This window comes from Pseudoduganella sp. S-14 (assembly GCF_049913285.1).
In the GTDB taxonomy this organism is placed as follows: domain Bacteria; phylum Pseudomonadota; class Gammaproteobacteria; order Burkholderiales; family Burkholderiaceae_D; genus Rugamonas.
Genome location: NZ_CP183991.1, coordinates 4,415,442 through 4,440,707, shown reverse-complemented (window position 1 = coordinate 4,440,707; position 25,266 = coordinate 4,415,442). Strand labels below are relative to the sequence as shown.

Annotated in this window: 25 protein-coding genes; 7 read left to right on the top strand and 18 right to left on the bottom strand. The window is 64.3% G+C overall.

The window, feature by feature from the left end; all coding sequences use genetic code 11:
* Positions 1 to 2: 2 nt before the first annotated feature.
* The 14 genes from ACN9MZ_RS20290 to ACN9MZ_RS20225 all read right to left on the bottom strand — a co-directional run bounded on the left by ACN9MZ_RS20290 (position 3) and on the right by ACN9MZ_RS20225 (position 12,194).
* Positions 3 to 539: a TadE/TadG family type IV pilus assembly protein gene (locus tag ACN9MZ_RS20290; RefSeq protein WP_426338732.1), complete on the bottom strand. Its 537-nt coding sequence runs from the start codon at positions 537 to 539 to the stop codon at positions 3 to 5.
* Positions 540 to 546: 7 nt separating this feature from the next.
* Positions 547 to 1,005: a TadE/TadG family type IV pilus assembly protein gene (locus tag ACN9MZ_RS20285; protein WP_426338731.1), complete on the bottom strand. Its 459-nt coding sequence runs from the start codon at positions 1,003 to 1,005 to the stop codon at positions 547 to 549.
* Between the two features lie 5 nt (positions 1,006 to 1,010).
* A complete protein-coding gene (locus tag ACN9MZ_RS20280; RefSeq protein WP_426338730.1) occupies positions 1,011 to 2,618 on the bottom strand; it encodes a pilus assembly protein TadG-related protein in 1,608 nt (535 codons plus the stop codon).
* A 9-nt stretch (positions 2,619 to 2,627) separates the two neighbouring features.
* Positions 2,628 to 2,903: a hypothetical protein gene (locus tag ACN9MZ_RS20275; RefSeq protein ID WP_426338729.1), complete on the bottom strand. Its 276-nt coding sequence runs from the start codon at positions 2,901 to 2,903 to the stop codon at positions 2,628 to 2,630.
* A gap of 9 nt (positions 2,904 to 2,912) precedes the next feature.
* Positions 2,913 to 4,490 carry a type II and III secretion system protein family protein gene (locus ACN9MZ_RS20270; RefSeq protein ID WP_426338728.1) on the bottom strand — a complete coding sequence of 526 codons (1,578 nt, stop codon included), beginning with the start codon at positions 4,488 to 4,490 and terminating at the stop codon, positions 2,913 to 2,915.
* 13 nt (positions 4,491 to 4,503) lie between these two features.
* Positions 4,504 to 5,355: a Flp pilus assembly protein CpaB gene (gene cpaB, locus ACN9MZ_RS20265; protein WP_426338727.1), complete on the bottom strand. Its 852-nt coding sequence runs from the start codon at positions 5,353 to 5,355 to the stop codon at positions 4,504 to 4,506.
* Positions 5,356 to 5,379: 24 nt separating this feature from the next.
* On the bottom strand, positions 5,380 to 6,696 hold the full coding sequence (locus ACN9MZ_RS20260) for an ATP-binding protein (RefSeq protein ID WP_426338726.1): 1,317 nt from the start codon (positions 6,694 to 6,696) through the stop codon (positions 5,380 to 5,382).
* 12 nt (positions 6,697 to 6,708) lie between these two features.
* Positions 6,709 to 7,326 carry a methyltransferase family protein gene (locus ACN9MZ_RS20255; RefSeq protein ID WP_426338725.1) on the bottom strand — a complete coding sequence of 206 codons (618 nt, stop codon included), beginning with the start codon at positions 7,324 to 7,326 and terminating at the stop codon, positions 6,709 to 6,711.
* Positions 7,323 to 7,910 carry an A24 family peptidase gene (locus tag ACN9MZ_RS20250; protein WP_426338724.1) on the bottom strand — a complete coding sequence of 196 codons (588 nt, stop codon included), beginning with the start codon at positions 7,908 to 7,910 and terminating at the stop codon, positions 7,323 to 7,325. Before ACN9MZ_RS20250 ends, ACN9MZ_RS20255 begins: the two co-directional genes overlap by 4 nt.
* Positions 7,907 to 8,959, bottom strand: a complete 1,053-nt coding sequence (locus ACN9MZ_RS20245) for a phosphatase PAP2 family protein (RefSeq protein ID WP_426338723.1) — start codon at positions 8,957 to 8,959, stop codon at positions 7,907 to 7,909. The genes ACN9MZ_RS20250 and ACN9MZ_RS20245 overlap by 4 nt, the downstream gene beginning before the upstream one ends.
* The gene (locus ACN9MZ_RS20240) at positions 8,956 to 9,132 is read right to left on the bottom strand and encodes a Flp family type IVb pilin (protein WP_426338722.1); all 177 of its coding nucleotides are present in this window, start codon (positions 9,130 to 9,132) and stop codon (positions 8,956 to 8,958) included. Before ACN9MZ_RS20240 ends, ACN9MZ_RS20245 begins: the two co-directional genes overlap by 4 nt.
* A 70-nt stretch (positions 9,133 to 9,202) precedes the next feature.
* A complete protein-coding gene (locus ACN9MZ_RS20235; protein WP_426162581.1) occupies positions 9,203 to 9,376 on the bottom strand; it encodes a Flp family type IVb pilin in 174 nt (57 codons plus the stop codon).
* 459 nt (positions 9,377 to 9,835) lie between these two features.
* Positions 9,836 to 10,525, bottom strand: a complete 690-nt coding sequence (locus tag ACN9MZ_RS20230) for a response regulator (protein ID WP_426338721.1) — start codon at positions 10,523 to 10,525, stop codon at positions 9,836 to 9,838.
* Between the two features lie 7 nt (positions 10,526 to 10,532).
* Positions 10,533 to 12,194 carry a sensor histidine kinase gene (locus tag ACN9MZ_RS20225; RefSeq protein WP_426338720.1) on the bottom strand — a complete coding sequence of 554 codons (1,662 nt, stop codon included), beginning with the start codon at positions 12,192 to 12,194 and terminating at the stop codon, positions 10,533 to 10,535.
* Between the two features lie 156 nt (positions 12,195 to 12,350).
* On the opposite strand from ACN9MZ_RS20225, the gene htpG reads away from it, so the two are divergent.
* The 7 genes from htpG to ACN9MZ_RS20190 all read left to right on the top strand — a co-directional run bounded on the left by htpG (position 12,351) and on the right by ACN9MZ_RS20190 (position 21,684).
* Positions 12,351 to 14,261, top strand: coding sequence for a molecular chaperone HtpG (gene htpG, locus ACN9MZ_RS20220; protein WP_426338719.1), 1,911 nt, complete (start codon positions 12,351 to 12,353; stop codon positions 14,259 to 14,261).
* A gap of 231 nt (positions 14,262 to 14,492) precedes the next feature.
* Positions 14,493 to 15,689, top strand: coding sequence for an ATP-binding protein (locus ACN9MZ_RS20215; protein ID WP_426338718.1), 1,197 nt, complete (start codon positions 14,493 to 14,495; stop codon positions 15,687 to 15,689).
* Entirely contained in the window at positions 15,682 to 16,689 is a 1,008-nt protein-coding gene (locus ACN9MZ_RS20210; RefSeq protein WP_426338717.1) for an ABC transporter substrate-binding protein, read from the top strand. The genes ACN9MZ_RS20215 and ACN9MZ_RS20210 overlap by 8 nt, the downstream gene beginning before the upstream one ends.
* Positions 16,690 to 16,695: 6 nt before the next feature.
* Positions 16,696 to 19,221, top strand: coding sequence for an ATP-binding protein (locus tag ACN9MZ_RS20205; protein WP_426338716.1), 2,526 nt, complete (start codon positions 16,696 to 16,698; stop codon positions 19,219 to 19,221).
* Positions 19,218 to 20,075 carry an RNA polymerase sigma-70 factor gene (locus ACN9MZ_RS20200; RefSeq protein ID WP_426338715.1) on the top strand — a complete coding sequence of 286 codons (858 nt, stop codon included), beginning with the start codon at positions 19,218 to 19,220 and terminating at the stop codon, positions 20,073 to 20,075. The genes ACN9MZ_RS20205 and ACN9MZ_RS20200 overlap by 4 nt, the downstream gene beginning before the upstream one ends.
* A 34-nt stretch (positions 20,076 to 20,109) precedes the next feature.
* Positions 20,110 to 21,150: a diguanylate cyclase gene (locus tag ACN9MZ_RS20195; protein WP_426338714.1), complete on the top strand. Its 1,041-nt coding sequence runs from the start codon at positions 20,110 to 20,112 to the stop codon at positions 21,148 to 21,150.
* Positions 21,151 to 21,240: 90 nt separating this feature from the next.
* Complete coding sequence (locus ACN9MZ_RS20190) at positions 21,241 to 21,684, top strand: carboxymuconolactone decarboxylase family protein (RefSeq protein WP_426162569.1); 444 nt, start codon at positions 21,241 to 21,243, stop codon at positions 21,682 to 21,684.
* Here the strand turns inward: ACN9MZ_RS20190 and ACN9MZ_RS20185 are convergent.
* From ACN9MZ_RS20185 to kynU, 4 genes are all read right to left on the bottom strand, one after another.
* Positions 21,681 to 22,271, bottom strand: coding sequence for a CHRD domain-containing protein (locus ACN9MZ_RS20185; RefSeq protein ID WP_426338713.1), 591 nt, complete (start codon positions 22,269 to 22,271; stop codon positions 21,681 to 21,683). The two genes, ACN9MZ_RS20190 and ACN9MZ_RS20185, sit on opposite strands and share 4 nt — an antisense overlap.
* 126 nt (positions 22,272 to 22,397) lie before the next feature.
* Positions 22,398 to 23,045: a ribonuclease T2 family protein gene (locus ACN9MZ_RS20180; RefSeq protein ID WP_426338712.1), complete on the bottom strand. Its 648-nt coding sequence runs from the start codon at positions 23,043 to 23,045 to the stop codon at positions 22,398 to 22,400.
* Positions 23,042 to 23,881, bottom strand: a complete 840-nt coding sequence (kynA, locus tag ACN9MZ_RS20175; RefSeq protein ID WP_426338711.1) for a tryptophan 2,3-dioxygenase — start codon at positions 23,879 to 23,881, stop codon at positions 23,042 to 23,044. Before kynA ends, ACN9MZ_RS20180 begins: the two co-directional genes overlap by 4 nt.
* 8 nt (positions 23,882 to 23,889) lie before the next feature.
* Positions 23,890 to 25,128, bottom strand: a complete 1,239-nt coding sequence (gene kynU / locus ACN9MZ_RS20170; protein WP_426338710.1) for a kynureninase — start codon at positions 25,126 to 25,128, stop codon at positions 23,890 to 23,892.
* Positions 25,129 to 25,266 lie beyond the last annotated feature (138 nt).

The window sequence follows — 25,266 nt, the reverse complement described above, 5'->3', positions numbered from 1 at the left end:
GCTCAGTTGGTGAAGCCGAGGCTTTCGGCGTAGACGACAGTGGTGGCTTGCGGCATGGCGTTGGTCGGCCGCGTGGCGGTGACCGCGCCTGCCTTGAAAATCAGCGGCTTGTACTCGACGTTCTTGACCGAGACTTCGACGTACATGATGCATTCGGACGTGCGCAAGGCGTCGTTGCAGGCCGACAGGTTGTCGCCGGCGTCGATAGGCGGCGAGGACACTTCGTCCACCCCATTCGAGCGCAGGTAGCGGATGAAGATATTGCTGTCGCGGATCTCCGGCCCGCCGGGCAGCACGCTGGCCCCGAACAGGGCGGTGCTCTTGATGGCGGCGATGTCGCTGCTGCTGATCCAGCGCACGGTGGCTGCGCGGGCTGCGCGGCGGCTGATTTCCTGCATGGTGTTATACACGTACATCATGCGGCCGAACTCGAAGATGGCGTAGATAAAGGCCAGCAGCAGGCTCGCGATAATGGCAAATTCCACGATCGCGACGCCGCGCTGGCGTTTCAGGCTGGGACGCTTGGCTAGGGTTCGCATGGCATCCTCACTGCATGTACCGCATGGTGGTGTGCGGGGTCAGGTTGATTACGCGGACCGAATTCCCGATCAGCGGGATGGTCTGGCCGATATTGATCGCGTAGCCGCTGATCTCGACCCGCACCCCGCCGGGGGCGGTGCCGTCGATGCAGTTGCTGTCGTTGTAGCTGGCGTCGAGGCAGGTGACCACCACGTTACTGCGGGCGAAGCTGGGTACCTTGGCTGCGTTGGCGGCAGCTACCACGATGTCCTTGGCGCTGCCGACCGAACTCGAACTGATATTGCCTTTCTTCGCCACGCTCATGTAGCGCGCGCCGTCGCGCGTGGCCTTGCTCAGCGCATCGTAATAGGCGAAGGCGCGGCCGAACTCGTAGGTCCCTGCCAGCAGCAGGAACAGGATTGTTACTACCAGTGCGAATTCGACCAGGGCGGAGCCGGATTGCTGGGTGGATGGGCGGGTGCGCATGGTGTTCACTTGTACAATTTGACTTCGGAGGTGGGCACCGGTTCTACCAGGCCCGTGAATTCAACGTTCAGCTGCGATGGCGAGCCGCCGAAGTTGGCTTTTTTCTGCATGAAGAACTTGCCGATGCCGACTGCGTTCATCACGCCGCAGGCACCGCTGCCGACCGGCGGCGTGCGGCAGTCGATCAGCACGATGTTCAGGATGCGGCGGTTTTCCACGCCGGCGCGGCCGGTCGGAGCCTCGAAGGTGGGGCCGCTGGCCTGGTTGTACGGTGCTGCGTATTGTGAAGTGAAGCCGGCGCCGACGCTGGTCGGGTAGTTGGCGGCGTCGATGTAGTCGGTCGCGCCGCCCAGCGCGCCGTACATCTTGCTGGAGCCGGACGTGCCGTTTGCTTGCGCTGGCGTGATCGCGGTGCTGCCGTCGGCCTGGAGGGCCGGCGTGTAGGACCACATCACGCCATGGTGCGGATAGTCGGCCTGGGCGGTCACGCGCGAGGTGGCGCTGACCGTGCTGGGCCAGACTTTGGCGGGGGCGACGGCGGTGGCTTCGAAAGGCAGCGCATACTGCGGCGTCTTCAGGCTGCCGCTGCTGACGGTGTTGACCGACTGCTGGTTCGGGAACGTCGTGTTCAGCGTGTTGGAATCCTGCCAAGTGGTGGGCGCAGTGACGGCGCCGGCGCCGGCGCAAGGATTGGCGCCCACGCAGTCGAATTCCCTGATGTTGATGTCGGGCGGCGCGCTGGCAGGATCGCATTGCGAGCCGCCGGAGTAGTCGTTGAAGCGCGAGTTGAGCGCCTTGTCCAGCGTGGCCGACACGCCGGTGTTGGTGTACACCTGGCCGACCCCGGTCGGCAGTACCGCGCTATTGCCGACGCACATGAAGGGTGCCACGGTGTTGGTGGCGGAGTTGGCCGGGTTGCAGGCATTGGGCGGCGAGTTCACCGGGTTGATCTGGTAGGGATCGGAGCTGGCGCCGCCCAGCGAGCCCAGTTCGAACACGTTGTACGACATGCCGCGGCGGAAGCCGTATTCGACGATTTCCGTGAAACTGCCATAGTTGTAGCTGTCGGTGCGGCGCGTCGGGTCGATGGCGCAGATGCCGATCGGCGTCACGGTGTTGACGAAGCGGCCCGCCACCGCCCAGCCGTAGGTGGAGGTGCTGTTGTTGCCGGCAATGCGCATCAGCCAGGTGTTGATGGTCTGCGCGGTGCCGCCAGAACCCCCGGCCCGGGTGTCGACTTCGACGAAGGTGCGGCCGGTGGCATTGCCCAGGCTTTCCGCCAGGGTGTACCAGGGGCCGTCAGGACTTGCGGCAAAGCGGAAGTTGGCATCCTGCAGCGTGAGCGTGCTGCCGAAGTCATAGCGGTTCTTCAGCGCCAGCGCCTTGCCGGAAACGACCGCCTTGCTCAGGCCCGCGTCGGAGTTGTCCAGGTCCTTGCCGGCCGCCAGGGCCGAAGCATCGGCCAGGTTCTGCAGCTCGGTCTTGACGATGTACAGGTGGCCCAGGTCCAGCACCAGGCCGCTGACCGGAATCAGGACGAGCATGAGCAGCAGGCCAGACATCACGGCGACCGCGCCGCGCTGCTGGTGATGCTTGGGTGGGTGGCGGACCATGGCAGTCTCCTAGCGGCCTACGCCGATCAGGAAGGTATTGGCATTTTTCTCGGGCACCTTGAACGACTTCACATACTGGTCGTAGCCGGCCTTGGCGGCCGCTCCATCGAGCCCCAGGGGCGCCGCCATGTTGCGGTCGGCGCCGGGATTCATGATTTGCGCATTGCGCATATCAGTGGCGCTCTTGCCAAGGTTGCGGTCGACGTAAGGCGTAGGCGCCATGCAGGCGGCCAGGGTAAGTGGCAGCAGGGCAGTGCCGGCAGCGCGCAGGAAATGCTGGTTCATGATGGCCTCCTAGTTCAGGTCAAAGCCGCCGGCTTGCGTGGCGGGCTGTTTCGGGGATTTATCCTGGCGCTGCGGAGGCTGGCCTTCCATCCTGCCGTTGAAGATGCGCGAGGCGCGGCTTGGATCGGTCACGTTCGAGGTCGGCAGGTTCTCGGCAAAGTCGGGCGGCAAGGGCTTGACCAGGCGCGGCGTGATCACGAACACCAGTTCGGTGCGGTCGGTCTGGAAGTCGTTGGAACGGAACAGGGCGCCCAGTACGGGGATTTCGCCCAGGCCCGGCACGGCCTTGATATTGGTGGTCGAGTTGTTCTTGATCAGGCCCCCGATGGCAAAGCTCTGGCCATCGAACAACTGCACCGTGGTGGCGGCGCGGCGGGTAGTAAACGATGGCAGGATGGCGGTGCCGTTGACACCGGCCGCCGAGATGCCCACGCCTTCCTTGTTCAGCTCCGACACTTCCGGCGCCACTTTCAGGTTGATGCGGCCGTCGCCCAGCACGGTCGGGGTGAAGCGCACCGCCACGCCGAATTCCTTCTCTTCCAGCGTGATGCGGGTGAAGCCGCCGCCGTCGGGAGTCGACGCCACCGGGATGAAGATCTTGCCGCCGGCCAGGAAGCTGGCTTCCTGTCCGCTGATGGCCATCAGGTTCGGTTCGGCCAGCATCTTCACCAGGCCGTCGCGTTTTTGCGCATCGATGGTCAGGAAGTTGCCGTTGCGGCGGTTGAAGGCATCGACCAGCGATGGATTGCCGCTCAACAGGTTGGACAGCAGGGTATAAGTCCAGTTGCCGATGGCGTGGCTGGCGCCGATGCTGGCGCCCAGCTGGTCGACCAGGGTCTTGGACACTTCCGCCACCTTCACTTCCAGCATCACCTGCTGCGGCGCCGCCACGCTCATCATATTGATGATCTTGAGCGAGACGCCGCCATCGCCAGTGGCTACCGGCTGCATGCTGGCCCCGGCCGGGGCGGCTGCGCCGGTGCCCGGGCCACCGCCGCTGGGGCGCTGGCGCGTGACGTAGGCGTTGGCCATCTGCAGCACATGTTCCGCCACCACCACGTCCGGCACGGTGCCGCTCAGCATGAGAGAGTCGGCCGCCGCAGTCACCTTGACCATGCCGGCCTGGCCGGTCAGCGTGTCGATGCCGGCCTGCAGGGTGGCCGTGTCGGCGCTGACAGTCAGGTCGGCGATCACGGTGTCGCCGGTCTTTTGCCAGACGATCAGGTTGGTGGTGCCGACGGTGCGGCCCAGCATGTATACTTCGCGCGGATTGAGCAGGATCACGTCGGCGATGCGCGCATCGCCCACCGCCACCCGTGCCGCCGGATGCTGCAGGCGCACGATGCTGGACTTGCCTTCGGCCAGTTGCATGGCCGGCGCCAGTTCGGTGCGGCCTTCCGGCAGCGCTGCCGGCAGCGGCGCGTCCGCTTTCTTGCCGGGCATGGCGCCGCCCTTGGCCTTCATCTTCGGCTGCTGCGCCACGACAGCTGCTTCGGCGCCCACCTGTGCGGCGGCCGGCGTGAGCAGGGCGGGCATGGCCAGCAAGGCGCCCAGGATGCTCGGTACAGCGGTGCTTAAGCTTTTCATGAGTCGCTCCGTATCAGAATTGTTGGCTGCTGCGATCCAGGCCCTTGATCATTTCCACGTGCACGCCCGGGGGCGGCACCGTGGCCACCTTGCGCACTGGCACGGGCTTGGGGGCGGCCGGGGCCGGGGCGGCTGTTTTGGGGGCCGGCGCAGGCGCTGCAGCGCCCAGCAGGGTGGTCTTGGTGGCGCCGGTGGTCAGCGCGGGGTTCGGGTCGACCTGGTTGCGCAGCACCAGCGACAGGCTGCCCACGCTGCGCGCCAGGTCCAGTTTTTCCACCTGCTCCGGGGTCAGTTCCAGCGTCACCGCGTTGACCACTTTCGGCTTGGTTTCGTCGCGCGAGGATTCCTGCGCCACGGCCAGCACCAGGATGCGCTCCAGCACGATCTTGGAAATGGTGGGGTCCTTGACCTGGGTGCGCTGGCCTTCTTCCTGGGTGTTGACCAGGATGTCGACGTAATTGCCGGGCAGGGCAAAACCGGCCACGCCCACCACGTCGTTGACCCGCACGGTCATGGCACGCTTGCCCTCCGCCACCACCGCCGACAGCCCGCCCTGGGTGCCCGGCGGCGCCAGCTTGGCTTCCAGGATCGGCTCGCCGCGCATGATGCTGGTGCGGGTGACGCGCGATTCCAGCGCCTTGTCGTCCTTGATGGCGCCCGGCGGCTGCACTGAAGCGGGCCAGTCGACCAGGCGTACCATGTCGGGCGTGATGCGCGCCCCCAGGCTGATGTCCACCTGTGCCACGGCCACCTTGGCAGTGTTACCGCTGGCTTGCGCGTTGATCCAGCGCGCTGCCACCACAACGGCCACGAAGGCCAGGGCGATGGCTACCACCATCATCATCATTGCTCGTGTGTTCCTCATGATTCTCCCCTTGCATCCTTGGTGTCAAACCGCGGCAAAATAGTTATTCCATGCCCACTCGAGCGAGGCGATGTCCAGCGTCGGCAGGCGTCCTTCATAGGCGGCCAGGTCGCGCAATTGCGAAACCAGGTCGCGCGGATAGCAGGCCATCAGCGGCCGTTCGTGCGTGTGATGCTGGCGCATCAGCCAGGCAAAGGTTTCGGCCTCGAACGGCACCGAATAGCGTTGGCACACCTGGCGGAACACGGTCTCGTACTGTTCCGGAGCCAGCGGGCCGACGTGGATCTTGTAGCCCAGGCGGCGCAGGAAGGAACCGTCGGCCAGCGAATCGGGCGGCATGTTGGAAGAGAAGATCACCACCACGTCGAACGGCACCGGAAACTTGTAGCCGTTCTGCAGCGACAGGTAGTCGACCTGGCGGTCCATCGGCACGATCCAGCGGTTCATCAATTCCACCGGAGAGCAGCGCTGGCGCCCCAGGTCGTCGATGATGAAGATGCCGCCATTGGCCTTCAGGTGCGGCGGCGCCTGGTACAGGCGGGTCGCTGGATCGAAGCGCAAGTCCAGCGCTTCCAGGGTCAGTTCACCGCCGGTGATCACGGCAGGTCGCTGGCTGCGCACCCAGCGCTGGTCGCGCGGGGTGCGGCGGTCGAACAGCATGCCCGGCGGCGGCGTGTCTTCAATGGTGACATGCAGCACCGGGTCATACACAGGAATGATGTCGCCATCGACCAGCAGCGCATGCGGCACGGCGATCTGCCCTTGCAGCAGGCCGTTCAGGCGCTCGGACAGGTAGGTTTTGCCGCTGCCGGCCGGACCATGGATAAAAATGGCGCGGCCACTGTTCATGGCCGCGCCCAACTGGTCAAGCACTGCGGGGCTGGCGACGATGCCATCGAACGTTTTGCGGATGTGCTCGCGCTTGACGTGCATCTGCGCCACGCTATGGGCGCGCACGCGTTCGGCATAGTCGCTAAAGGTTACCGGGGCAGCGCCGGCATAGGCGTCGCGGCGCACGAATTCGGCGGCGCGGGCGCGGCCGGTATCGGTCAGGTTGTAGACGATGTCGGCATCGGTGTTGCTGGCGCCGCGGCGCATCATCTCCATCAGTTTCTCGGTGCGCATGAAGCCCAGCACTGGGTCCAGTACCGATGGCGGCAGCTTCAGGTGGCCGGCCAGCTCGTTGAGCTTGATCTGGCCGCGCTGGTACAGCACCTTGCTGGTCAGTTCCACCAGCAGCAGGAAGGGCAGCCCGGTTTCTTCCACCGTGCGCGGTGCGGGAACGCGCAACGGGTCGTCAGCCCAGGGGCGCTTGCTTGGTTCTTCAAAATCGGCAGGCATGGCGGACCTCTCTCAAAACACCATTGGCAGGATGCGGTACTTGACGCGGCGCATGTACAACAGATACTCGCTGTCGCGCGACAGGAAGCTTTCCTCGCGCGCCAGGCGGGCCAGCAGCAGCAGGGAGGCGAGCAGGCAGGTGACGGCATTGCCGAGGCTGCTGTTCGACAGGACATAGCCCGCATAGCTGAGCAGGTAGCTGGCATACAGCGGATGGCGAATCCAGCGATACAGGCCGGTGGTCTTGATCTGGCGCCGCGCGGCCACCAGGCCGAAGCTGCGGTTCAGCGACAGCAGGCCGCCGATCTGCAGCAGCACGCCGGCCACGATCAGGACGCGCGCGGCAGGCAGCAGGCCTTCGCCGCTTGGCGCAAAGAAGAAGGGGGCGCCGGTGGAGGCAATGGCCAGCGCCCAGTCGAGCGGGGAGTGCGACACGGCAGCCGGCTCCGAGCGCAGCATGAACAGCGCCGCCACCAGGGTCTCCGAGGCCACGAACAGCAGGTAGGCCCAGTCGCCGGTGGCATTGAAGGCGCGCGCGTGGGCCACCGAGAACAGCAGCCAGACGCTGGCCAGTGCGGCCGTGGCCAGCACGCTGACGGTGCGCGAGGCGAGGATAGGTGAGGCATTCATAGCAGGCTCCAGCCGAAGTAACGGGTCAGCAACAGGTAACTCATGGTGCCGGCGGCAATTGCCACGGCATAGGGCAACTGGCCGGTAGCGGCCAGCGGGGCATCGATGCGGGCGCTGCCGCCGGACATGCCGCGCAGCACGCTGCCCAGGACCATCACCTTGACGTTGGCGCTGACCTTGCGCAGGCTGCCCTGAAACAGGGCCACCAGCAGGGCCAGCACGCCGCCGGCCAGCACGCTGGACAGGCCGGCGCCGACGATGTCGAGCGGTCCCAGGAAGGCGCCCAGCATCGCCATCAGCTTGACGTCGCCGGCGCCCATCGCCCCCAGCGCATACATCGGCAACAGCAGCAGCAGGCCCAGCGCCATGCCGGCACTGGCTTTCAGCAGGCCCAGCGCGCCGAACGGTTCGCTGAACAGGCCGGCGCCCGGCGTCACGGTCGCTTGCAGCGTGAGCCCGGCCAGCAAGCCCAGCACCACCAACCGGTTCGGGATACGGCGGCTGCGCACATCGCTGGCCACGGCCCATGCCAGCAGGCAGGCCAGCAGCACGATCGGCAGCAGCGCGCGGGTGTCGAAGCTCATGGCGCGCTCCTTTGCACCAGCTTGCCGCACAGGGTCCAGATCAGCCAGGCGCCCAGCGCACCGGCGTAGCCGTCGATCGCGTAATGCCAGCCCAGGTGCACCGAGCCGGCCTGGATCAGCACGGCAAATACGGTAAGGGCGATGCCGGCGGCGCGGTTCAGGCGCCAGCCGAGCAGGGCCAGCAGCACGGAGCTGGCCACGTGCATGCTGGGCATGGCGGAAATGCTGAGGGCATTGGTGCCGCTGTGCTGCGAGTAGTCTTGCCACAGGGTGTCCTGTACTTGCAGCGCCATCACCGGAATCACCTTGTCGGCGTCGCGCAGGTAATGCATCAGGCCGGCGAACGGGTCGGCGCCCGTCACGGCGAAGTGGTAATAGCAGGGGCCGACCGAAGAAAACAGCATGGCCATCACATTGCCCAGCAAGCTCCAGCTCAGCACGAAGCTCAGCATGAACTGCATGCGCAGCTGGCGGCGTTCCAGGTTGAAGGCCAGCCAGTACACGGTGGACAGCACGATAAAGAACCACAGGTGGTAATTGAAATTCAGGAGGGCCGTCAGCAGCGGGTGGCCGACGACGGGCTGCAGCAGCTGCCATGGCTGCACGCCGCCATGCAGCCAGGCGTCGGCGGCGGCCATGCGGGCATCCCAGGCATAAGGCTGCACCAGCGGCACGGCGGCCTTCAGCACGGTGAAGCTGGCGGCAAACAGCGGAAACAGGGCCAGCACCGGCGCCGAAAACAGCAGGCGTTCGCGCGTCAGGTAGGCGGCCAGGTGTTGTTTCAGGTAGCGCACCAGGTGTTCGGGACGCTTGACGACCATGACGTAGATCGTGTAGCCGCACAGTGCAAACACCAGGCCCATCGCCAGGGTTGCCAGGTAACCTTCCAGTTGCAGGTTGTGGCGGTATTTGTCCGGATAGGCGGCGCACAGCGCAAGGGCAGCTGCCAGTTGCGCGCCGACGATGGCTAGCAGCAGGCCATGCTCGCGCAGCAGGGCGCGGGGCAGGCTGGGGCGGGTCGCGATGCGTGGGGTAAGGACAGCGCTCATGATGTGGCCAACAAGACTTGGGATGCAACGAAGGTGAACAAAGAAAGGAGATCGGTGCCGGCCTTGCTGACGCTGACCACGATGACGACTGCAATCAGGCCGGCCAGCAATGCGAATTCGATTGCCGAGACGCCGGGGTCGTTGTGGAGGAAGCGTTGCAACTGGATTTTCACGATCGACCTCCAGGTAAGAAAGCCGTCCGGCGAGGCAGCGGAGACGCCTGGCCGGACGCAAGCGCAGGATTTAGCCGTTGGCGGTGGTCAGCGCCGTGCCGATCTTGTCGAAGGTTTTATCCAGCTGGGTACCGATCAGTTTGACGGCAGCGATGATCACGACAGCGATCAGGGCGGCAATCAGGCCGTATTCGATAGCGGTCACGCCTTGTTCGTCGCGGATGAATTTCTGGATGGCTTTCATGATGATTCCTTTCAGGACGTTTAATAACTGCACCAAAGTGTTTGCAGCTTCACGGAGCAAGCCCGCTTCACCTGCCTTTTCCAAGCGCTAGAAGCACAATGATGCCGACGACAACTGTCAGTGAGGCTACAAGCACATATTCGTAAAAGGCCCGGCCGTCTTCCTCGGCGATGAAGCTTGCGATTCGTGGCGGCATGAGTCGGTTACGCATTCTGTACTCCGGACATGGTTGTGTTGGCCTTGCCTGGTTCTAGTCTCAGCCGACATTGTGTGCCGTGCTGATGAGTTCACTTTAGGCGCATGCGTTTTGACTTCCATCAAACATCTGTCCTTTTCTATGCGTGACAGAAGTCCTTTTTTTCCAGCAGGAATCGGGACATTTGTCCCGGTTCAACGAAGATATGTTGGAGGAAATATTTCCGGCGCCCCTGCCGGTAGTGGGCCGGGGGCGGGGGGACGCTACAGGTCGGCCTGGTCGAGCCTGTGCTTGGTGGCGAACACGTAAAGGTCGAGGCGGTTTGACACGCCCAGCTTGTGGTAGATGGTGGTCAAATGGTTGCGCAAAGTGTGCTCGGAAATAAACAGCTGTTGCGCCAAAGCCTTGTTAACCGCACCACCGCCTGTTGCGATTAAGCTGCAAATCCTTCTTTCCTTGGCAGTGAGCTGGGCGATCTTGTCCAGTTCGGGATCTTGCCGTCGTGTCGATTGCGGATTGCGCATGGCTTCGAACACGCGGCTGAGCATGATGCCATCGAGCCACAGCTCGCCGCCGTGCACTTTCTCGATGGCTTTCAGGACCACCTCGGCCGGCTCGTCCTTGCTGACCACGCCGCGCGCGCCGAGCATCACGGCGCGATCCAGCAACTCGCGGTCGCGCGTACCGGACAGCACCAGCACGCGCGCGCCGTTGCAGCCGGCCAGCAGGCGCGGCATGATGTCCAGCGAACAGGTGCCGCCCAGGTCGATGTCCAGCAGGATCACGTCGGGCAGCACTTCGGGCGCCATGGCCAGCGCGCTGTCGCAGTCGCGCGCGGTGCCGACCACCAGCATGTTCAGGGCTTCGCTTTCAATCAGCTTGCCCAGGCCCCATAGCAGGGTCTTGTGGTCATCGACCAGCATGATGCGGATTCGTTTGTCGGCTTGCCCCATACTCACCTCACACCGGAATCACAATCTGTACCGCAGTGTTGTTCTGGCGGCCGCGCTGCACGCGTGCTTCGCCGCCCAGCGCGGCGGCGCGTTCAGCGATTGAGCTCGGTGTAAAGTCTAGCACCGGCTGGCCCGAACATTCGTTCTCGATCCGCACTGTCAGCTGGCCGGCCGTGCATGCCAGCTCGATATAGCCGTTGCGCGCCGTCGTATGCTTGCAGATATTGCTCATGCCTTCGTTGACGATCTGGAACACTTCGGCCGCCAGGCGGTCGCTCATATGCAATTCACCCTTCGTGTCGACATTGATGTGCACGTCGTAGAACTGGCGTAGTTGCGCGGCCTGGCGGCGCAGCGCGATGAGCAATTCCGGTTCCTTCATTTCCAGCCCGCCGCGCAGGCTCTTGGCGTAGTTGCGCAAGTCGCGCACCACCTGCGACGTGACGTCGAGCAGGTTGTCCAGGTCGGGCACCAGCGGGTTGCCGGGATCGGCTTTCAGGCGGATGCCCGATACGCCGTGGCGCAGACCGATATACGGCTGGATCGTGGTGTCATGCAAGTCGCGGGCGATACGCTCGCGCTCACGCAACACGGCTTCCGATGCCATGCGGTCCAGCAGCTCGATATTCTCGATCACCGGGAAGGCTTGGGCCGCGATCTGCAGCAGGAACAGGGCGTCCGACTTGTGGAAGTGGTGGCGCTGCGACACCACGATCAGGCGGCCCGAGCCGCGCCGCAGCGGCAGCGGCACCGCAATCAGCGACATTGCATCGAGCAGTTCGGCCAGGGTGGCGCCGGCCTCGGCGTCTTCCTCCACCCAGCGCTGGTGTTCGCTGTCATAACTTTTGATTTGCAGTTGGCGCCGCAGCCAGGCGCCGCGCGGCTGGCGCAGCAGCAGGATGGCATCCTCGCCGCATACCAGCAGCGGCGCAGCGGCATCGGGCGCCAGGTTGCTGGCGTGGATCGGGCGCCCGGCATTGGCCGAACTGGCGGCGCGCAAGGTCCAGCTGGCGGCGCCGTTATCGTGCATCAGCAGGATGCAGCTATGGGCGTGGTAGAACTGGCGCGTTTGCGCCAGCACGGAGCCGATGGTGCGGTCGACCCCGAAGCGCGGGTTGGACATCTGGCTCACCGCATGCAGCAGGGCCATGCGCTGGCGCTGGATCATGGCCATGCCGCCCCAGTGCGCGATCATGTAGCCCAGTGCCAGCAGGAAGGTGGCGCGCAGCATTACCACCGCCATTTCAGCCTGGCTGTGGGTGTACAGGGAGGTCAGCGCAAAGGCCAGCGAGGCGACCATGGTAATGCGGGCGCCTTCCTCGAAGCCGTGGCTGAAGGCCGAGGTCAGGATGGCGAAGAAAAACAGCAGGAAATAAAAGCTGGCATCGCCGCCGGTGACGTACACCATCAGCGTGAACCACCCCACGTCGAGCCAGTACACCAGCTTGCTGCGCACCAGGATCGAGCGGTTGGCCAGCAAGAGCAGGGTTACGCTTTGCAGCAGGTAGGCCAGGAAAACGCCCAAGGACAGCGCGTCGGCGCGGCCGGACGGTTCCACCACGAGGGTAAACACGCAGGCGACCGCCAATACCAGGCGCATCCAGCGCACCATGGAAGCGTCTGAAGTATCCTTCGGCAGGGTCGCATGCAGCAGGCCTTCGTTGATCACGGTTTCTCCGGCGCGTCGTTGTTACCATGCTAAGAGAACCATTTGTCGTTGTCCACAACAAGGTTGTATTTTTGAAACGTTGCCGGGGCTTGAAATTGGCGCAGTCGGCCCCATGTAGGCGATTCCGAAGTTCTTTATAAGACTATTGAGGTAAAAATGGCAGAAAACAAGCAAACCATGGGTTTCCAGGCCGAAGTCAAGCAGCTTCTGCAACTGATGATCCATTCGCTGTACTCGAACAAGGAAATCTTCCTGCGCGAACTGGTCTCGAACGCTTCCGATGCGGCCGACAAGCTGCGTTTTGAGGCGATCAACAACGATGCCCTGTATGGCAACGACCACGAGCTGAAGATCCGCGTCAGCTTCGACAAGCAAGCGCGCACCATCACCATTTCCGACAACGGCATCGGCATGAGCCGCGACGAGGCGATTTCCCACCTCGGCACCATCGCCAAGTCGGGCACCAAGGAATTCTTCGGCAAGCTGTCCGGCGACCAGCAGAAGGACGCGGCCCTGATCGGCCAGTTCGGCGTCGGCTTCTACTCCGGCTTCATCGTGGCCGACAAGATCACCGTCGAATCGCGCCGCGCCGGGCTGGCGGAGGAAGAAGGCGTGCGCTGGGAATCGGCGGGCGAGGGCGATTACTCGATCGAGAAGATCACCAAGCCTGGCCGCGGCACCGACATCATCCTGCACTTGCGCGAAGGCGAGGACGAACTGTTGTCGAGCTGGAAACTGAAGTCCATCATCCGCAAGTACTCCGACCACATTTCGCTGCCGATCCAGATGCAGAAGGAAGAGTGGGATGAAGAGAAGAAGGAAACCGTCCTGAAGGACGAGCTGGAAACCATCAACCAGGCCAGCGCCCTGTGGGCCCGCTCCAAGAGCGAGATCACGCAGGAACAGTACGAAGAGTTCTACAAGCACGTGTCGCACGACTTCGGCGCGCCGCTGGCCTACACCCACAACCGGGTGGAAGGCCGCAGCGAATACACCCAGCTGCTGTACATCCCGGCCAAGGCCCCGTTCGACCTGTGGGACCGCAACAAGCGCGGCGGCATCAAGCTGTACGTCAAGCGCGTGTTCATCATGGACGACGCCGAACAGCTGATGCCGACCTACTTGCGCTTCGTCAAGGGCGTGATCGACTCGGCCGACCTGCCGCTGAACGTATCGCGTGAAATCCTGCAGGAATCGCGCGACGTGAAAGCGATCCGCGAAGGCTCGACCAAGCGCGTGCTGGGCATGCTGGAAGAACTGGCCAACGCCGACGAGCAGGAAAAGAAGGACAAGTACACCACCTTCTGGACCGAATTCGGCCAGGTGCTGAAAGAGGGTATCGGCGAAGACTTCGCCAACAAGGAACGCCTGGCCAAGCTGCTGCGCTTTGCCTCGACCCACAACGACAGCGATGTGCAGGACGTATCGCTGGAAGCCTACGTCGGCCGCATGAAGGAAGGCCAGGACAAGATCTTCTACGTCACTGCCGACAGCTACGCCGCCGCCAAGAACTCGCCACACCTGGAAATTTTCCGCAAGAAGGGCGTGGAAGTGCTGCTGCTGACCGACCGCGTCGACGAATGGATGCTGTCCTTCCTGAACGACTTCGAAGGCAAGGAATTGCATTCCGTGGCCAAGGGTGGCCTGGACCTGGGCAAGCTGGAAGACGAGGCGGAGAAGAAGGAACATGCCGAGACCGAAACCCAGTACCAGGAACTGGTTGGCAAGATGAAGGAAGCGCTGGCCGACAAGGCCAAGGAAGTGCGCGTCACCTTCCGCCTGACCGATTCGCCGGCCTGCCTGGTGGCCGACGAGCACGAACTGTCGGGCAACCTGCTGCGCATGCTGAAGGCAGCCGGCCAATCCGCGCCGGAATCCAAGCCCATCCTGGAAATCAACCCGCAGCACCCGCTGGTGACGCGCCTGAAGTATGAAGACGCAAGCGGCGAGAAGTTCAGGGACTGGGCCCATATCCTGTTCGACCAGGCCTTGCTGGCCGAAGGCGGATCGCTGGCCGACCCGGCCTCCTTCGTCAAGCGCATGAACGAAATGCTGCTGTCGAAGTAAGCTGTTGCTTACATCGGAAGCGCCTGCTGCGTGATCACCGCGCCGCCTGCGCTTCCGATTCAGTGCACCAATCTCGTGCCCGTCTGCAAAGCCACGCCGCGCCTTGCGCAGCGCTCCAGCGGCGACTGTGGCGCCAAAGCCGCAAGGATTTATATGCTAGTTAGATTTGGTGAGACTTTAACTCCTTGTCAAGCGGCATAATCAAAGCAAGCCCGCCTTCGCGAGGATTGCATGACGGAAGTTCGCAAGCAGCGCATTCTCATCGTTGACGACCAGAGCGTCCACACCGTGGCGTTGTGCGATGTGTTGCGCCAGTACCAGTTTGATGCCGAAGGCTGTTCCAGCGCCGAGTCAGCGCTGGAGCTCTTGCGCAACCAGTCTTTCGACCTGATGCTGTCCGACCTGAACATGCCGGGGATGGATGGCATTGGCCTGGTCAAGGAAGCCCTGCAGCACGACCCGGACCTGGCCTGCATCATCATGACCGGGGAGGGCAGCATTGCCACCGCCGTGCGCGCGATGCAGGGCGGCGCTCTCGATTACATCGTCAAGCCATTCAAGGCGTCGTCCTTGCTGCCGGTGCTGGCGCGGGCCCAGGCCACGCGTGCCCTGCGGCTGGCCAATGCGGAACTGGAACGCCAGCTGCGCCAGAACGTGATGGAACTGGCGGAAGCCAATCATCGCCTGGAGCAGGCGCGCACTGCTGCCGAGCATGCCAACGCTGAGAAGTCGCGCTTCCTGTCGAACATGAGCCACGAGCTGCGCACGCCGCTCAACGGCATCCTCGGCTTCGCGCAAATCCTGGCGGCCGACAAGCTGCCGGCCACTCAGCTCGAGAAGCAGCGCTTTGCACGCAATATCGTGCAGTCCGGTCAGCACCTGCTCAAGCTGGTCAACGAAATCCTCGACCTGGCGCGCATCGAAGCGGGCAAGGTGCCGCTGGCGATGGAAGCAGTGGACTTGCCGACCGTCCTGCAGGAATGCCGCATGATGGTGACGCCGCTGGCCGCCAAGCGCGACATCAGCCTCGGTTTCGGCGAAGTGCCGGCGAAGCGCCTGCGCGCCGACCGCACGCGCCTGGTGCAAGTGCTGATCAACCTGCTGTCCAACGCCATCAAGTACAACCACGACCAGGGCCGCGTTGCCGTGGCCTGTGCCGCAGCGGAAGGCAGCCGCCTGCGCATTTCCGTCAGCGACACCGGCCCGGGCCTGGAACCGGAGCAGGTGCAGCACATCTTCCAGCCTTTCCACCGCCTCGGCCGCGACGAGGAGGAGGAGGGCAGCGGCCTTGGCCTTGCCCTCACCCGGCGCGTGGTCGAGGCCATGCAAGGCGCCATCGGCGTCGAGAGCCAGCCGGGCCAGGGCAGCACCTTCTGGGTGGAACTGCCGCTGGCGCCGGAAACTACCCAACAGGTGCAACATGCGTAGCCGAACCATGCAGGTCCTTGCCGTGATGTTCGTCGTGCTGGCGCTCGGCGTGGCCTGGCTGTGGCAGCAGCAGCGGCAGCCAGTGCTGCCGACGCAGTCGCTGGTGATCGCGGCCAATACCGAATATGTCGGTACCTGCGCGGTGGTGGCGGCCCAGCAGCGCGGCTATTTCACTGAACAGGGCTTGCAGGTCAAGGTGCTGCCTTATTCGAGCGGCAAGGCATCGATGCAGGCGGTGGTCGACGGCAAGGCCGATGTCGGCACCGTGGCCGATATCCCGATCGTGTTTGCCGCGATGGATGGCGTGCCGGTCAAGGTGCTGGCGACCTTTTTCCGCACCGGCAAGGACCACGGCATCATCGGCCGCCGCGACCACGGCGTGCTGACCCCGGCCAGCCTGAAGGGCAAGCGCATCGGCGTCACGCAGGGAACCTCGGGCCAGTTTACGCTGGACGTTTTCCTGAACTGGCAACGCATGGATGGCAGCGAAGTCACCATGGTCAACTACAAGCCGGAAGAACTGGGCCAGGCGCTGCAGCGCGGCGATGTGGACGCGGTGGCTGGCTGGGAACCCTTCCTGGGCGCCATGCGCAAGCAGCTCGGTGATACGGCGGTGAGCTTTTCCGGCGAGCAGGCGTACGAGAGCATTTACAACCTCGTTGCGCTGCAGCGCTTTACCGGCGAGCGGGCGGCCGTCGTTCCGCGCCTGCTGCAAGCCATCGAGCAGGGCTCGGCCTGGTGCGAAAAGTCGCCGCGGGAGGCGCAGCCCCTGCTGCCGGCTACCGCCAAGCTGAATCGCGATGAAGTGGTGGCTGCCTGGCCGACTTACCACTTCGGCCTGGAGCTGGACCAGTCGCTCTTGCTGGCCTTTGAGGATCGGGCCCGCTGGGCCATCCGCAACCGGCTGGCCAATTCGCGCGAAGTGCCGAATTTCCTCGACAATGTGTACCTGGAAGGACTGGGCGAGGTGCGGCCGACTGCCGTCACCGTCATCCACTAAGCGATCATGAAAATTATCACTCGCCTGAAGTGGGCCCAGTGGCTGTGCGTGGCCGGCGTGGCGCTGGCCGTGCTGCTGATGATCGGGGCAACGCGCCAGGTCAAGCAGGAGCTGCAGCGCAACGAGCGTGCCGGGGAAATCGTCAGCGGCGTGGTGGCGCTGCGCTACCTTTCCCTCGAATATGCGCAAACCCAGGAGCGGCGCTCCCACGTCCAGTGGCAGTTGCGCAAGGATTCCTTGCAAGGCCTGTTGCTGCGCGATGAACTGTTCCGGCAAGCGGAGGAGGCGCAGCTGCTGCACGACCTGCAGGAAAACCTGCCCCTGCTGGCACGTCATTTCTCCGAACTGCTGCTGGTGCGGCAGGAATTGCGCGCCACCCCTGAACGGGCGGAAGTGCTGCACCTGCTGGAAGCGCGGCTGTTCGGCCAGTTGATGTCGCGCACGCAGGACATGATACGTGACGCTGAAGAACTGGCGCGCCGCAGCCGCCAGGGCGTGCTGCAGGCGCAGCAGAATGCTTCCGCCGTGGCGGCCGGCCTTGGCCTGCTGCTGGCGCTGACCGTGCTGGGCGCACTGGCCTTGACGATCCGCAGCGTGGCCCACCCGCTGGAGCGGCTGCGCCGTGGCGCTGAACTGGTGGGCTCGGGCAAGCTGGACTTTCGCATGAACATGAATGCCGTTGACGAAGTGGGCGACCTGGCGCGTGCTTTCGATGCCATGACCGAACGCCTGCGCGCCACCACGGTCTCGCGCGACGAACTGGTTGCCGTCAATGCCGCCCTGCACGACGAAATGGAGGTGCGCCATGGCGCCGAGCTGAAGGTGCAGGCCCAGCTTGGCCGACTCAGCCTGTTGCACCAGATGACGCGCTCGATCGGCGAGCGGCAGGATTTGCGCAGTATCCTGCAAGTCCTGGTGCGCAACCTGGAGGACCAGTTGCCGGTGGACTTTGCCTGCGTGTTCCTGCTGCAGGAGGGCGTGCTGGAAGCGAGCTGCGTGGGCCTGGGCAATGCCATGCTGCCGGTCGATGCGTCGCTGAAGGAGGGCGCCCAGGTTTCGATCGACAACAATGGCCTGTCGCGCTGCGTGAAGGGGCAACTGGTGTACGAACCGGACATCGGCGGCAGCGAATTCCCGTTCCCGCACCGGCTGGCGCGCGGCGGCCTGAATTCCCTGGTGCTGGCGCCGTTGCAGGCCGAAAGCGTGGTCTTCGGTGTGCTGGCCGTGGCGCGCACCATTCCGAATGCCTTCTCCAGCGGCGAATGCGAATTCCTGCGCCAGCTGAGCGAACACGCGGCGCTGGCGGCGCGCCAGGCGCAGTTGTATGGGGCATTGCAGCAGGCTTACCACACGCTGCATGCGACGCAGCAGTCGGTCACCCGCGAGGAGCGCTTGCGTGCCCTGGGCCAGATGGCGAGCGGCATCGCGCACGACATCAACAACGCCATCTCGCCGGTGGCGCTGTACACTGAAACCCTGCTGGAAACCGAAACGGGCCTGAGCGCCAGCGGCCGCGGCAACCTGCAGGTGATTGCGCGCGCCATCGACGACGTGGCGGCGACGGTGGCGCGCATGCGCGAACTGTACCGCCGCCGCGAGCCGCAGATGGAACTCACCAGCGTCAGCCTGAACGTGCTGGCGCAGCAGGTGGCCGACCTAACGCGTGCGCGCTGGAGCGATATGCCGCAGCAGCGCGGCGTGGTGATCAATATGAAGCTGGAGCTGGCGCCGGGGCTGCCGTCCGTGATGGGCTCCGAGCCGGAAATCCGTGAAGCCCTGACCAACCTGGTGTTCAATGCGGTCGATGCGATGCCGGAAGGCGGCGCCTTGATCCTGCGCACCCGCAGCACCGGCGAGCATGCCATTGTCGACGTGGTGGACAGCGGCGTCGGCATGGACGAGTCGACGCGCCGCCATTGCCTGGACCCGTTCTTCACCACCAAGGGCGAGCGCGGCAGCGGCCTGGGGCTGGCCACCGTCAATTCGATGGCCGAACGCCACAGCGCGGTGGTGCAGGTGGAATCGATGATCGGGCAGGGCACCACGGTGTCGCTGGCCTTCCCGCTGCCGCAGACGCATCCCGCCATGCCGCCGCTGGAAGCTCCTGCCACGACAGTGGCGGTGGCCGAACCCATGCGCCTGCTGGTGATCGACGACGATCCGGCCGTGCTGGCTTCCATGACCACCATCCTACAGCGCGACGGCCACACCGTGGTGGCGGCCAATGGCGGCGCCGCCGGCATCGAGCAATTCCGCGCTTCGATGGAATCCAGCCAGCATTTCGACGCCGTATTCAGCGACCTTGGCATGCCGCACGTGGACGGCCGCAAGGTGGCCGCCTGCATCAAGGAGCTGTCGCCGGCCACGCCGGTGATCCTGGTTACCGGTTGGGGCCAGCGCCTGATTCCGGAGGGCGACGTGGACGCCAAGCCGGCCAGCGTCGACGAAGTGCTGAGCAAGCCGCCGCGCGTGCGTGAATTGCGCGAGGTGCTGCTGAAAGTGCACAAGGTCGGCTATAGTCCTGCATCATGAATGATCCAATCGTATTTGCCGCGCACCGTGCGCGGTTGTTTGCCATCGCCTATCGCATGCTGGGCGTGCGCGCCGATGCAGAAGACGTGGTGCAGGACGCCTGGATTCGCTGGCAGGGCGCCGATACCAGCGGCGTGCAATCGGCCGAGGCCTGGCTGGTGACGGTGGCGACCCGCCTTGCCATCGACCGCCTGCGCGCCGCCATTGCAGAACGCGAAGCCTACGAGGGCCTGTGGCTGCCGGAACCGCTGGTGGCAGTCGACGAGGAGACGCCGGAAGCGCAGGCCGAACGGGCCAGCGACCTGTCGCTGGCCTATATGTGGCTGCTGCAGCGGCTTGGTCCCGAGGAGCGCGCCGCCTTCCTGCTGCGCCAGGTGTTCGATTACGACTACAACGAGGTGGCCGAGCAGCTTGGCAAGTCGGAAGCAGCCTGCCGCCAGATGGTAAGCCGGGCCGGCGAGCGTGTGCAGCAAGGCCAGTCGCGCTTCGACATCCCGGCCGATACCCACCGCCAGCTCTTGCAGCGTTTCGTGGAGGCCTCGGCCAGCGGCGACAAGGCGGCGGTGCGCGCCCTGTTGGCGGAAGACCTGGAACTGGTGGGCGATGGCGGCGGCAAGGTCAAGTCCTTCGGCATCGTCATCACCGATCCGGACAAGATCGCAGCGCTGTACGCCGGCATGCACAAGCTGGGCGCCATTGAATACCGCGCCGCCATGGTCAATGGCGAGCCGGGCTTGCTGCGCTTCGTGGACGGCAAGCTGGAGTCGGCGCAGGGCTTTGCCACCGACGGCCAGCGCATCACCGGCATCTATGTGGTGCGCAACCCCGATAAACTGGCGCACATCGTTAACTGAGGTTGGCTGGCACGCAAGCCGAGGAGGCCCTGACATGTTGAGCGAAAGCCGCGAGCGCAGCATGCAAATCGGGCAGGCGGAGCTGCTGCGCGCCATGCAGTACCTGCCGGTTGGCATGTCCATCATCGACCGCGACCTGCAGTTCAGGTTCTGGAACGTGACGTTTTGCCAATGCCTGGATTTCCCCGATAGGCTGATGCAGCCGGGCGTGCTGCTGGAGGACCTGTTCCGCTTCAACGCCCTGCGTGGGGAATTCGGGCCCGGCGATCCTGAGGCCCAGGTGCGCGAGCGCATCAACCTGGCCCGCCAGTTCGTGCCGCACCGTTTCCGGCGCACGCGCGCCAATGGCACGGTGCTGCAAGTGACCGGCCGCCCCATGAGCGATGAGCAGGGGCGGATCATGGGTTTCGTCACCATCTACGAAGACGTCACCACCGAGGCGCGCCAGCAGCAGGAGCTGGAGCAGGCGCACCGGAAACTGCTGTCGGCCTATGAAGACCTGCGGCTCGCCGAACTGGACAACAGCGCCCTGGAAAAGGACCGCTCCAAATACTACCAGCTGGCGGTGCGCGACGCCGTGACGGGCCTGTACACGCGCCATTACATGGAAGATGCCGCGGCCCGCCTGCTGCAGCAGCACGAGCGCGATCCGGCCGAACGTGTTGCTCTGTTGGTGTTCGACATCGATCGTTTCAAGCAAATCAATGACAATTTCGGTCACCTGGCCGGCGACGTGGTGCTGCAACGCCTCGGCGAAGTGCTGAACAGCCATACGCGCCGCATCGACATCGCGGTCCGCAATGGCGGCGACGAGTTTGCCGTCTTCCTGCCCAAGCTCGACCTCGAACACAGCCTGCAGTTTGCCGAGCGGGTGCGCAGCGAAGTGCGCGCCCAGCGTTTCGAGGGCGCCCTGTCGGGGATCGAACTCTCCATCAGCGCCGGCGTGGCCGAGCACCAGCCGGACGAGACGCTGGGCGAACTCCTGCAGCGGGCCGATGCCGCCCTGTATGCGGCCAAGCGGGCCGGCCGCGACCGGATTTGCACCTTCCCCGCCCAGCCCGGAAAAGATTTTTAGCCAGGCTGTCACAAACCGGCAGGCTGCTCCGTCTAATGATTGAGAAGGCCGCACAGTGCGGCCTTTGCCATCAGACCGAAAGGATTTTCCATGAGCACCCTGCGTTACAACTACTTCCAACTGTCCCAGAAATCGTTCCAGAATCTGCTGGCGCTGTCGAATGGCCTGAACCGTGAACTGCTGGGCAAGAAGCTGGTGGACCTGGTCCTGCTGCGCGTATCGCAAATCAATGGCTGCGGCTTCTGCATCGACATGCATTACCAGGACTTGCTGAAGATGGATGTCGACCCGCGCCATGTGAATGCGGTGGCGGGCTGGCGCGAGGCGCCATTCTTCAGCGAGCGCGAACGCGCTGCGCTGGAATGGTCGGAGTTGATCAATGCAATTCCAGTCCGCGATCCCGACGACGCAGCTTTCGCCCGTGTCAAAGAGCATTTCTCCGACGAAGAGATCGCGGAACTGGGCTTCGTGGTTGCGGTCATCCGTTCCTGGAACATGCTGAACGTGGCGTCACGCAACCCGATTCCTCGCTAGTTTTCCCGCTTGCGCAGTAACAGCAAGGGCAGGCCGGCCAGCAGCATGAGGATCTGTGCCGGCTCGGGAATCGGCGCCGCCAGGAAGCCGCGGATTTCACCGCTCGGGTAGACGTTCGAGTGGATGTTGAAATACGCGGCGCCGGCGTTAAGTCCTGCCATTAGCGCGGCTTCGGCGCCGGCCGTGGTGCCGCCGTTATTGGCCAGGAAGGTCGGGTTCCAGAACGATTCCTGCGACGTGTTGAAGAACGAGGCATAGCTGCCGCTGGTTTCGTTTTCCGGGAAGCCGGTCAGGGTCGGCAGCATGGTGGCGACACCTGCGGTGCCGTCGCCCGCCACGGCGGTGCAGCAATGGATGTGGGCAGCACCGCTCAAGCCCTCCAGGTCGGTAAAGCTGGCTGCAATGGTCATGTAGTGGTTGTCGATATCGAACAGCACGGTCACATCGCCCGTGGCTGCCGACGCGTTTGGCGGCGATTCCGCCGCGCCGCTGAGTGAGGCGTTGAAAACAAGTGGATCAGCTTGCGCTGCTCCGCAAGCGGCAATCAAGGCTAGCGTCGCCAGCCCCTTTTTCAGGTGAGTTCCCATTCGGTGGCTCCTCAAAGTTCGCGAGCCCGCGATAACGGTTCCCCCCGTGGCATGGCAAGCAGGCGCGCAGTACAGCGCGCTTATTGTCGCTGCAAGCGCGCCTTGCGCGGCGCACGCTTAGCGTCACTACCTCACATTTTTCATCAGGAAAGTGGACTGGCCGCAGCTCTTCTGCGAGTAGGCGATGGCTTCTTGCGAACAACTGCGCGATTTGCCGTCCTTGCTGAAGCACACGCGTGCTTCGCGCAGGAAACGGCCGCCGGAGCCGCAGACAGGCAGCACGGAGTCTTTCGCCAGCCACGGATTGGCCTGGTGGAAGTTGGCCTCGAACTGGCCGGGCGTGACGCGCACCGGCTGCTGCGGGCGCGCGAAGTCGGCCGGGACCTTCAGGCTGTCGCGCAGCTTGGCGCTCAACGCCAGGTAATCCTGGGGTTGCAGGCCGGAGCAGGAACCGTGTTTGTTCCATTCATGGAACAGCAGCTTGGGCGAAGGGTAGAGCGACGCGTACTGGTCGCGCAGGCTGTTAGAAATCCTGACGCGGCCGCAGCTTTCGGGATAGCCGCGCTCGAATTGCGGCCACAGGCCGTGCAGCACAAAGCCGAGCTGGCGGCCGGTGGCGCATTGCAGCGGGTCGCCGCCGCCACGGCCGGCGCAATACTCGGGCGACCAGGACAGCGACATCACGTAGTAATCGAAAACACCGGGGCGGTCGTCGCGTGCCATTGCCGGCAGCGCACACGCCGCGGCCAGCAAGGCAGCGAGCAAGCGTTTCACAAAGCGGTCCTTAAAGCGAACAATTCCGGGAACAGTACCACATCCAGCATCTTCCTGAGATAGGACACGCCGGCCGTGCCGCCCGTGCCGGTCTTGAAGCCGATCACGCGTTCGACCGTGGTGACATGGCGGAAGCGCCAGAAGCGGAAGGCGGTCTCCATGTCGACCAGCTTTTCCGCCAGCTCGTACAGGGCCCAGTAGCGGGTAGTGTCGCGATACACCTCGAGCCAGGCTTGCTGCACCGACTCGTTGGCCACCGTGGGCTGGGTCCAGTCGCCGTCCAGGCGCCCGGCGTCGATCTGCAGGCCGTTGCGCGCCAGCAGGCGGATCGCTTCGTCGTACAGCGAAGGCGCACGCAGGGCCGCGTCGAGCAGGGCATGGGCTGCCGGCGCCTGCTGGTGCACCGCCAGCATATTGGCGTTCTTGTTGCCGAGAATGAATTCGATTTCGCGATACTGGTGCGACTGGAAGCCGGACGAGGAGGCCAGGTAAGGGCGGATCGCGGTGTATTCAGGCGGCGTCATGGTGGCCAGGACGTCCCAGGCGTGCACCAGCTGGTCCATGATGCGCGCCACGCGTGCCAGCATCTTGAAAGCTGGCGGCAGGTCATCGCGGCGGATATGGTCGACCACGGCGTGCAGCTCGTGCAGCATCAGCTTCATCCACAATTCGCTGGTCTGGTGCTGCACGATGAACAGCATCTCGTTGTGGTTGGGCGACAGCGGGTGCTGCGCGTTCAGAATCTTTTCCAGGCCCAGGTAGTCGCCATAGCTCATGGACTTGGAGAAGTCCATTTGCGCCCCATGCCAGGCGGCGCCTTTCTTTTCTTCGGTCATATCGTGTCTCAGGTTACGGCGCCGCGGGCGGCGGTGATGTCGTAGGCTTTGTCGTCCAGGATCTGCTTCAGCATTTCCACCGCATCCCACACGTCGGCAAAGCTGGTGTACAGCGGCGTGAAGCCGAAGCGCATGATTTCCGGTTCGCGGTAATCGCCAATCACGCCGCGCGCGATCAGGGCCTGCATCACCGCGTAGCCGTGCGGGTGGGTGAAGCTGACCTGGGAGCCGCGCCGCACATGCTCGCGCGGCGTGACCAGGCCCAGTGGATGGCTGGGGCAGCGTTGCTCCACCAGGGCGATGAACAGGTCGGTCAGGGCCAGCGACTTGGCGCGCACGGCATCCATGTTCGTTTGCGCGAAGACATCCAGGCCGCACTCCACCATCGCCAGCGAAGTGACCGGCTGGGTGCCGCACAGGGCACGGCCGATGCCCTTGGTCGGCGCGAAGTCGGGCGCCATGGCAAACGGATTGGCGTGGCCCCACCAGCCGGACAGCGGGTGGCTGAATTTGTCCTGGTTGCGCTCGGGGACCCAGATGAAGGCCGGCGAGCCCGGACCGCCGTTCAGGTATTTATAGGTGCAGCCGACGGCGAAGTCGGCACCATCGGCGTGCAGGTCGAGCGGCACTGCGCCGACAGAGTGGCACAGGTCCCACACGACCTGTGCGCCATGCTGGTGGGCGAGGGCGTTGGTGGCGGCCATGTCGTGCTGGTAGCCGGTGCGGTAGTTCACGTGGGTCAGCATGAGCACGGCGACGTCGGCGGTGATGGCGGCAGGAAGCTGGTCCGGGCTGTCGACCAGGCGCACTTCGTAGCCGCGGTCGAGCCAGGACGTCAGGCCCTGGGCCATATAGATATCGGTCGGAAAATTCGAGCGCTCGCTGATGATGATCTTGCGGCCGGTGTGCGCCTGCTCGTGCAGGGCGGCGGCCAGGGCTTTGAACAGGTTGATCGAGGTGGTGTCGGTAACCACCACTTCACCTGCCTTGGCGCCGACCAGGGGGGCCAGCTTGTCGCCCAGGCGTTTCGGCATGTCGAACCAGCCGGCGGTGTTCCAGCTGGTGATCAGGTCCTTGCCCCATTCCTTGGCGATCACTTCGGTGGCGCGGGTGAGGGCGGCTTTGGGGCGCGCGCCCAGCGAGTTGCCATCCAGGTAGATCACTCCGGCGGGCAGGTCGAACTGCTCGCGCAGGGGCGCCAGGGGGTCCGCGGCGTCGCGGGCCAGGCAGTCGGAACGGGAAATCATGAGAGCGTTTTCCTTGAGACTTAAACAAAGTGAGATTGTAGCAACCTTTTCTTGGACAAAACCGGTAAACCAGGGTATGACCCGAGGGTCAGACCCAGTCTGCGCAGCCTGCAGTGGCGGGTCAGGCCCTTGGGGCTG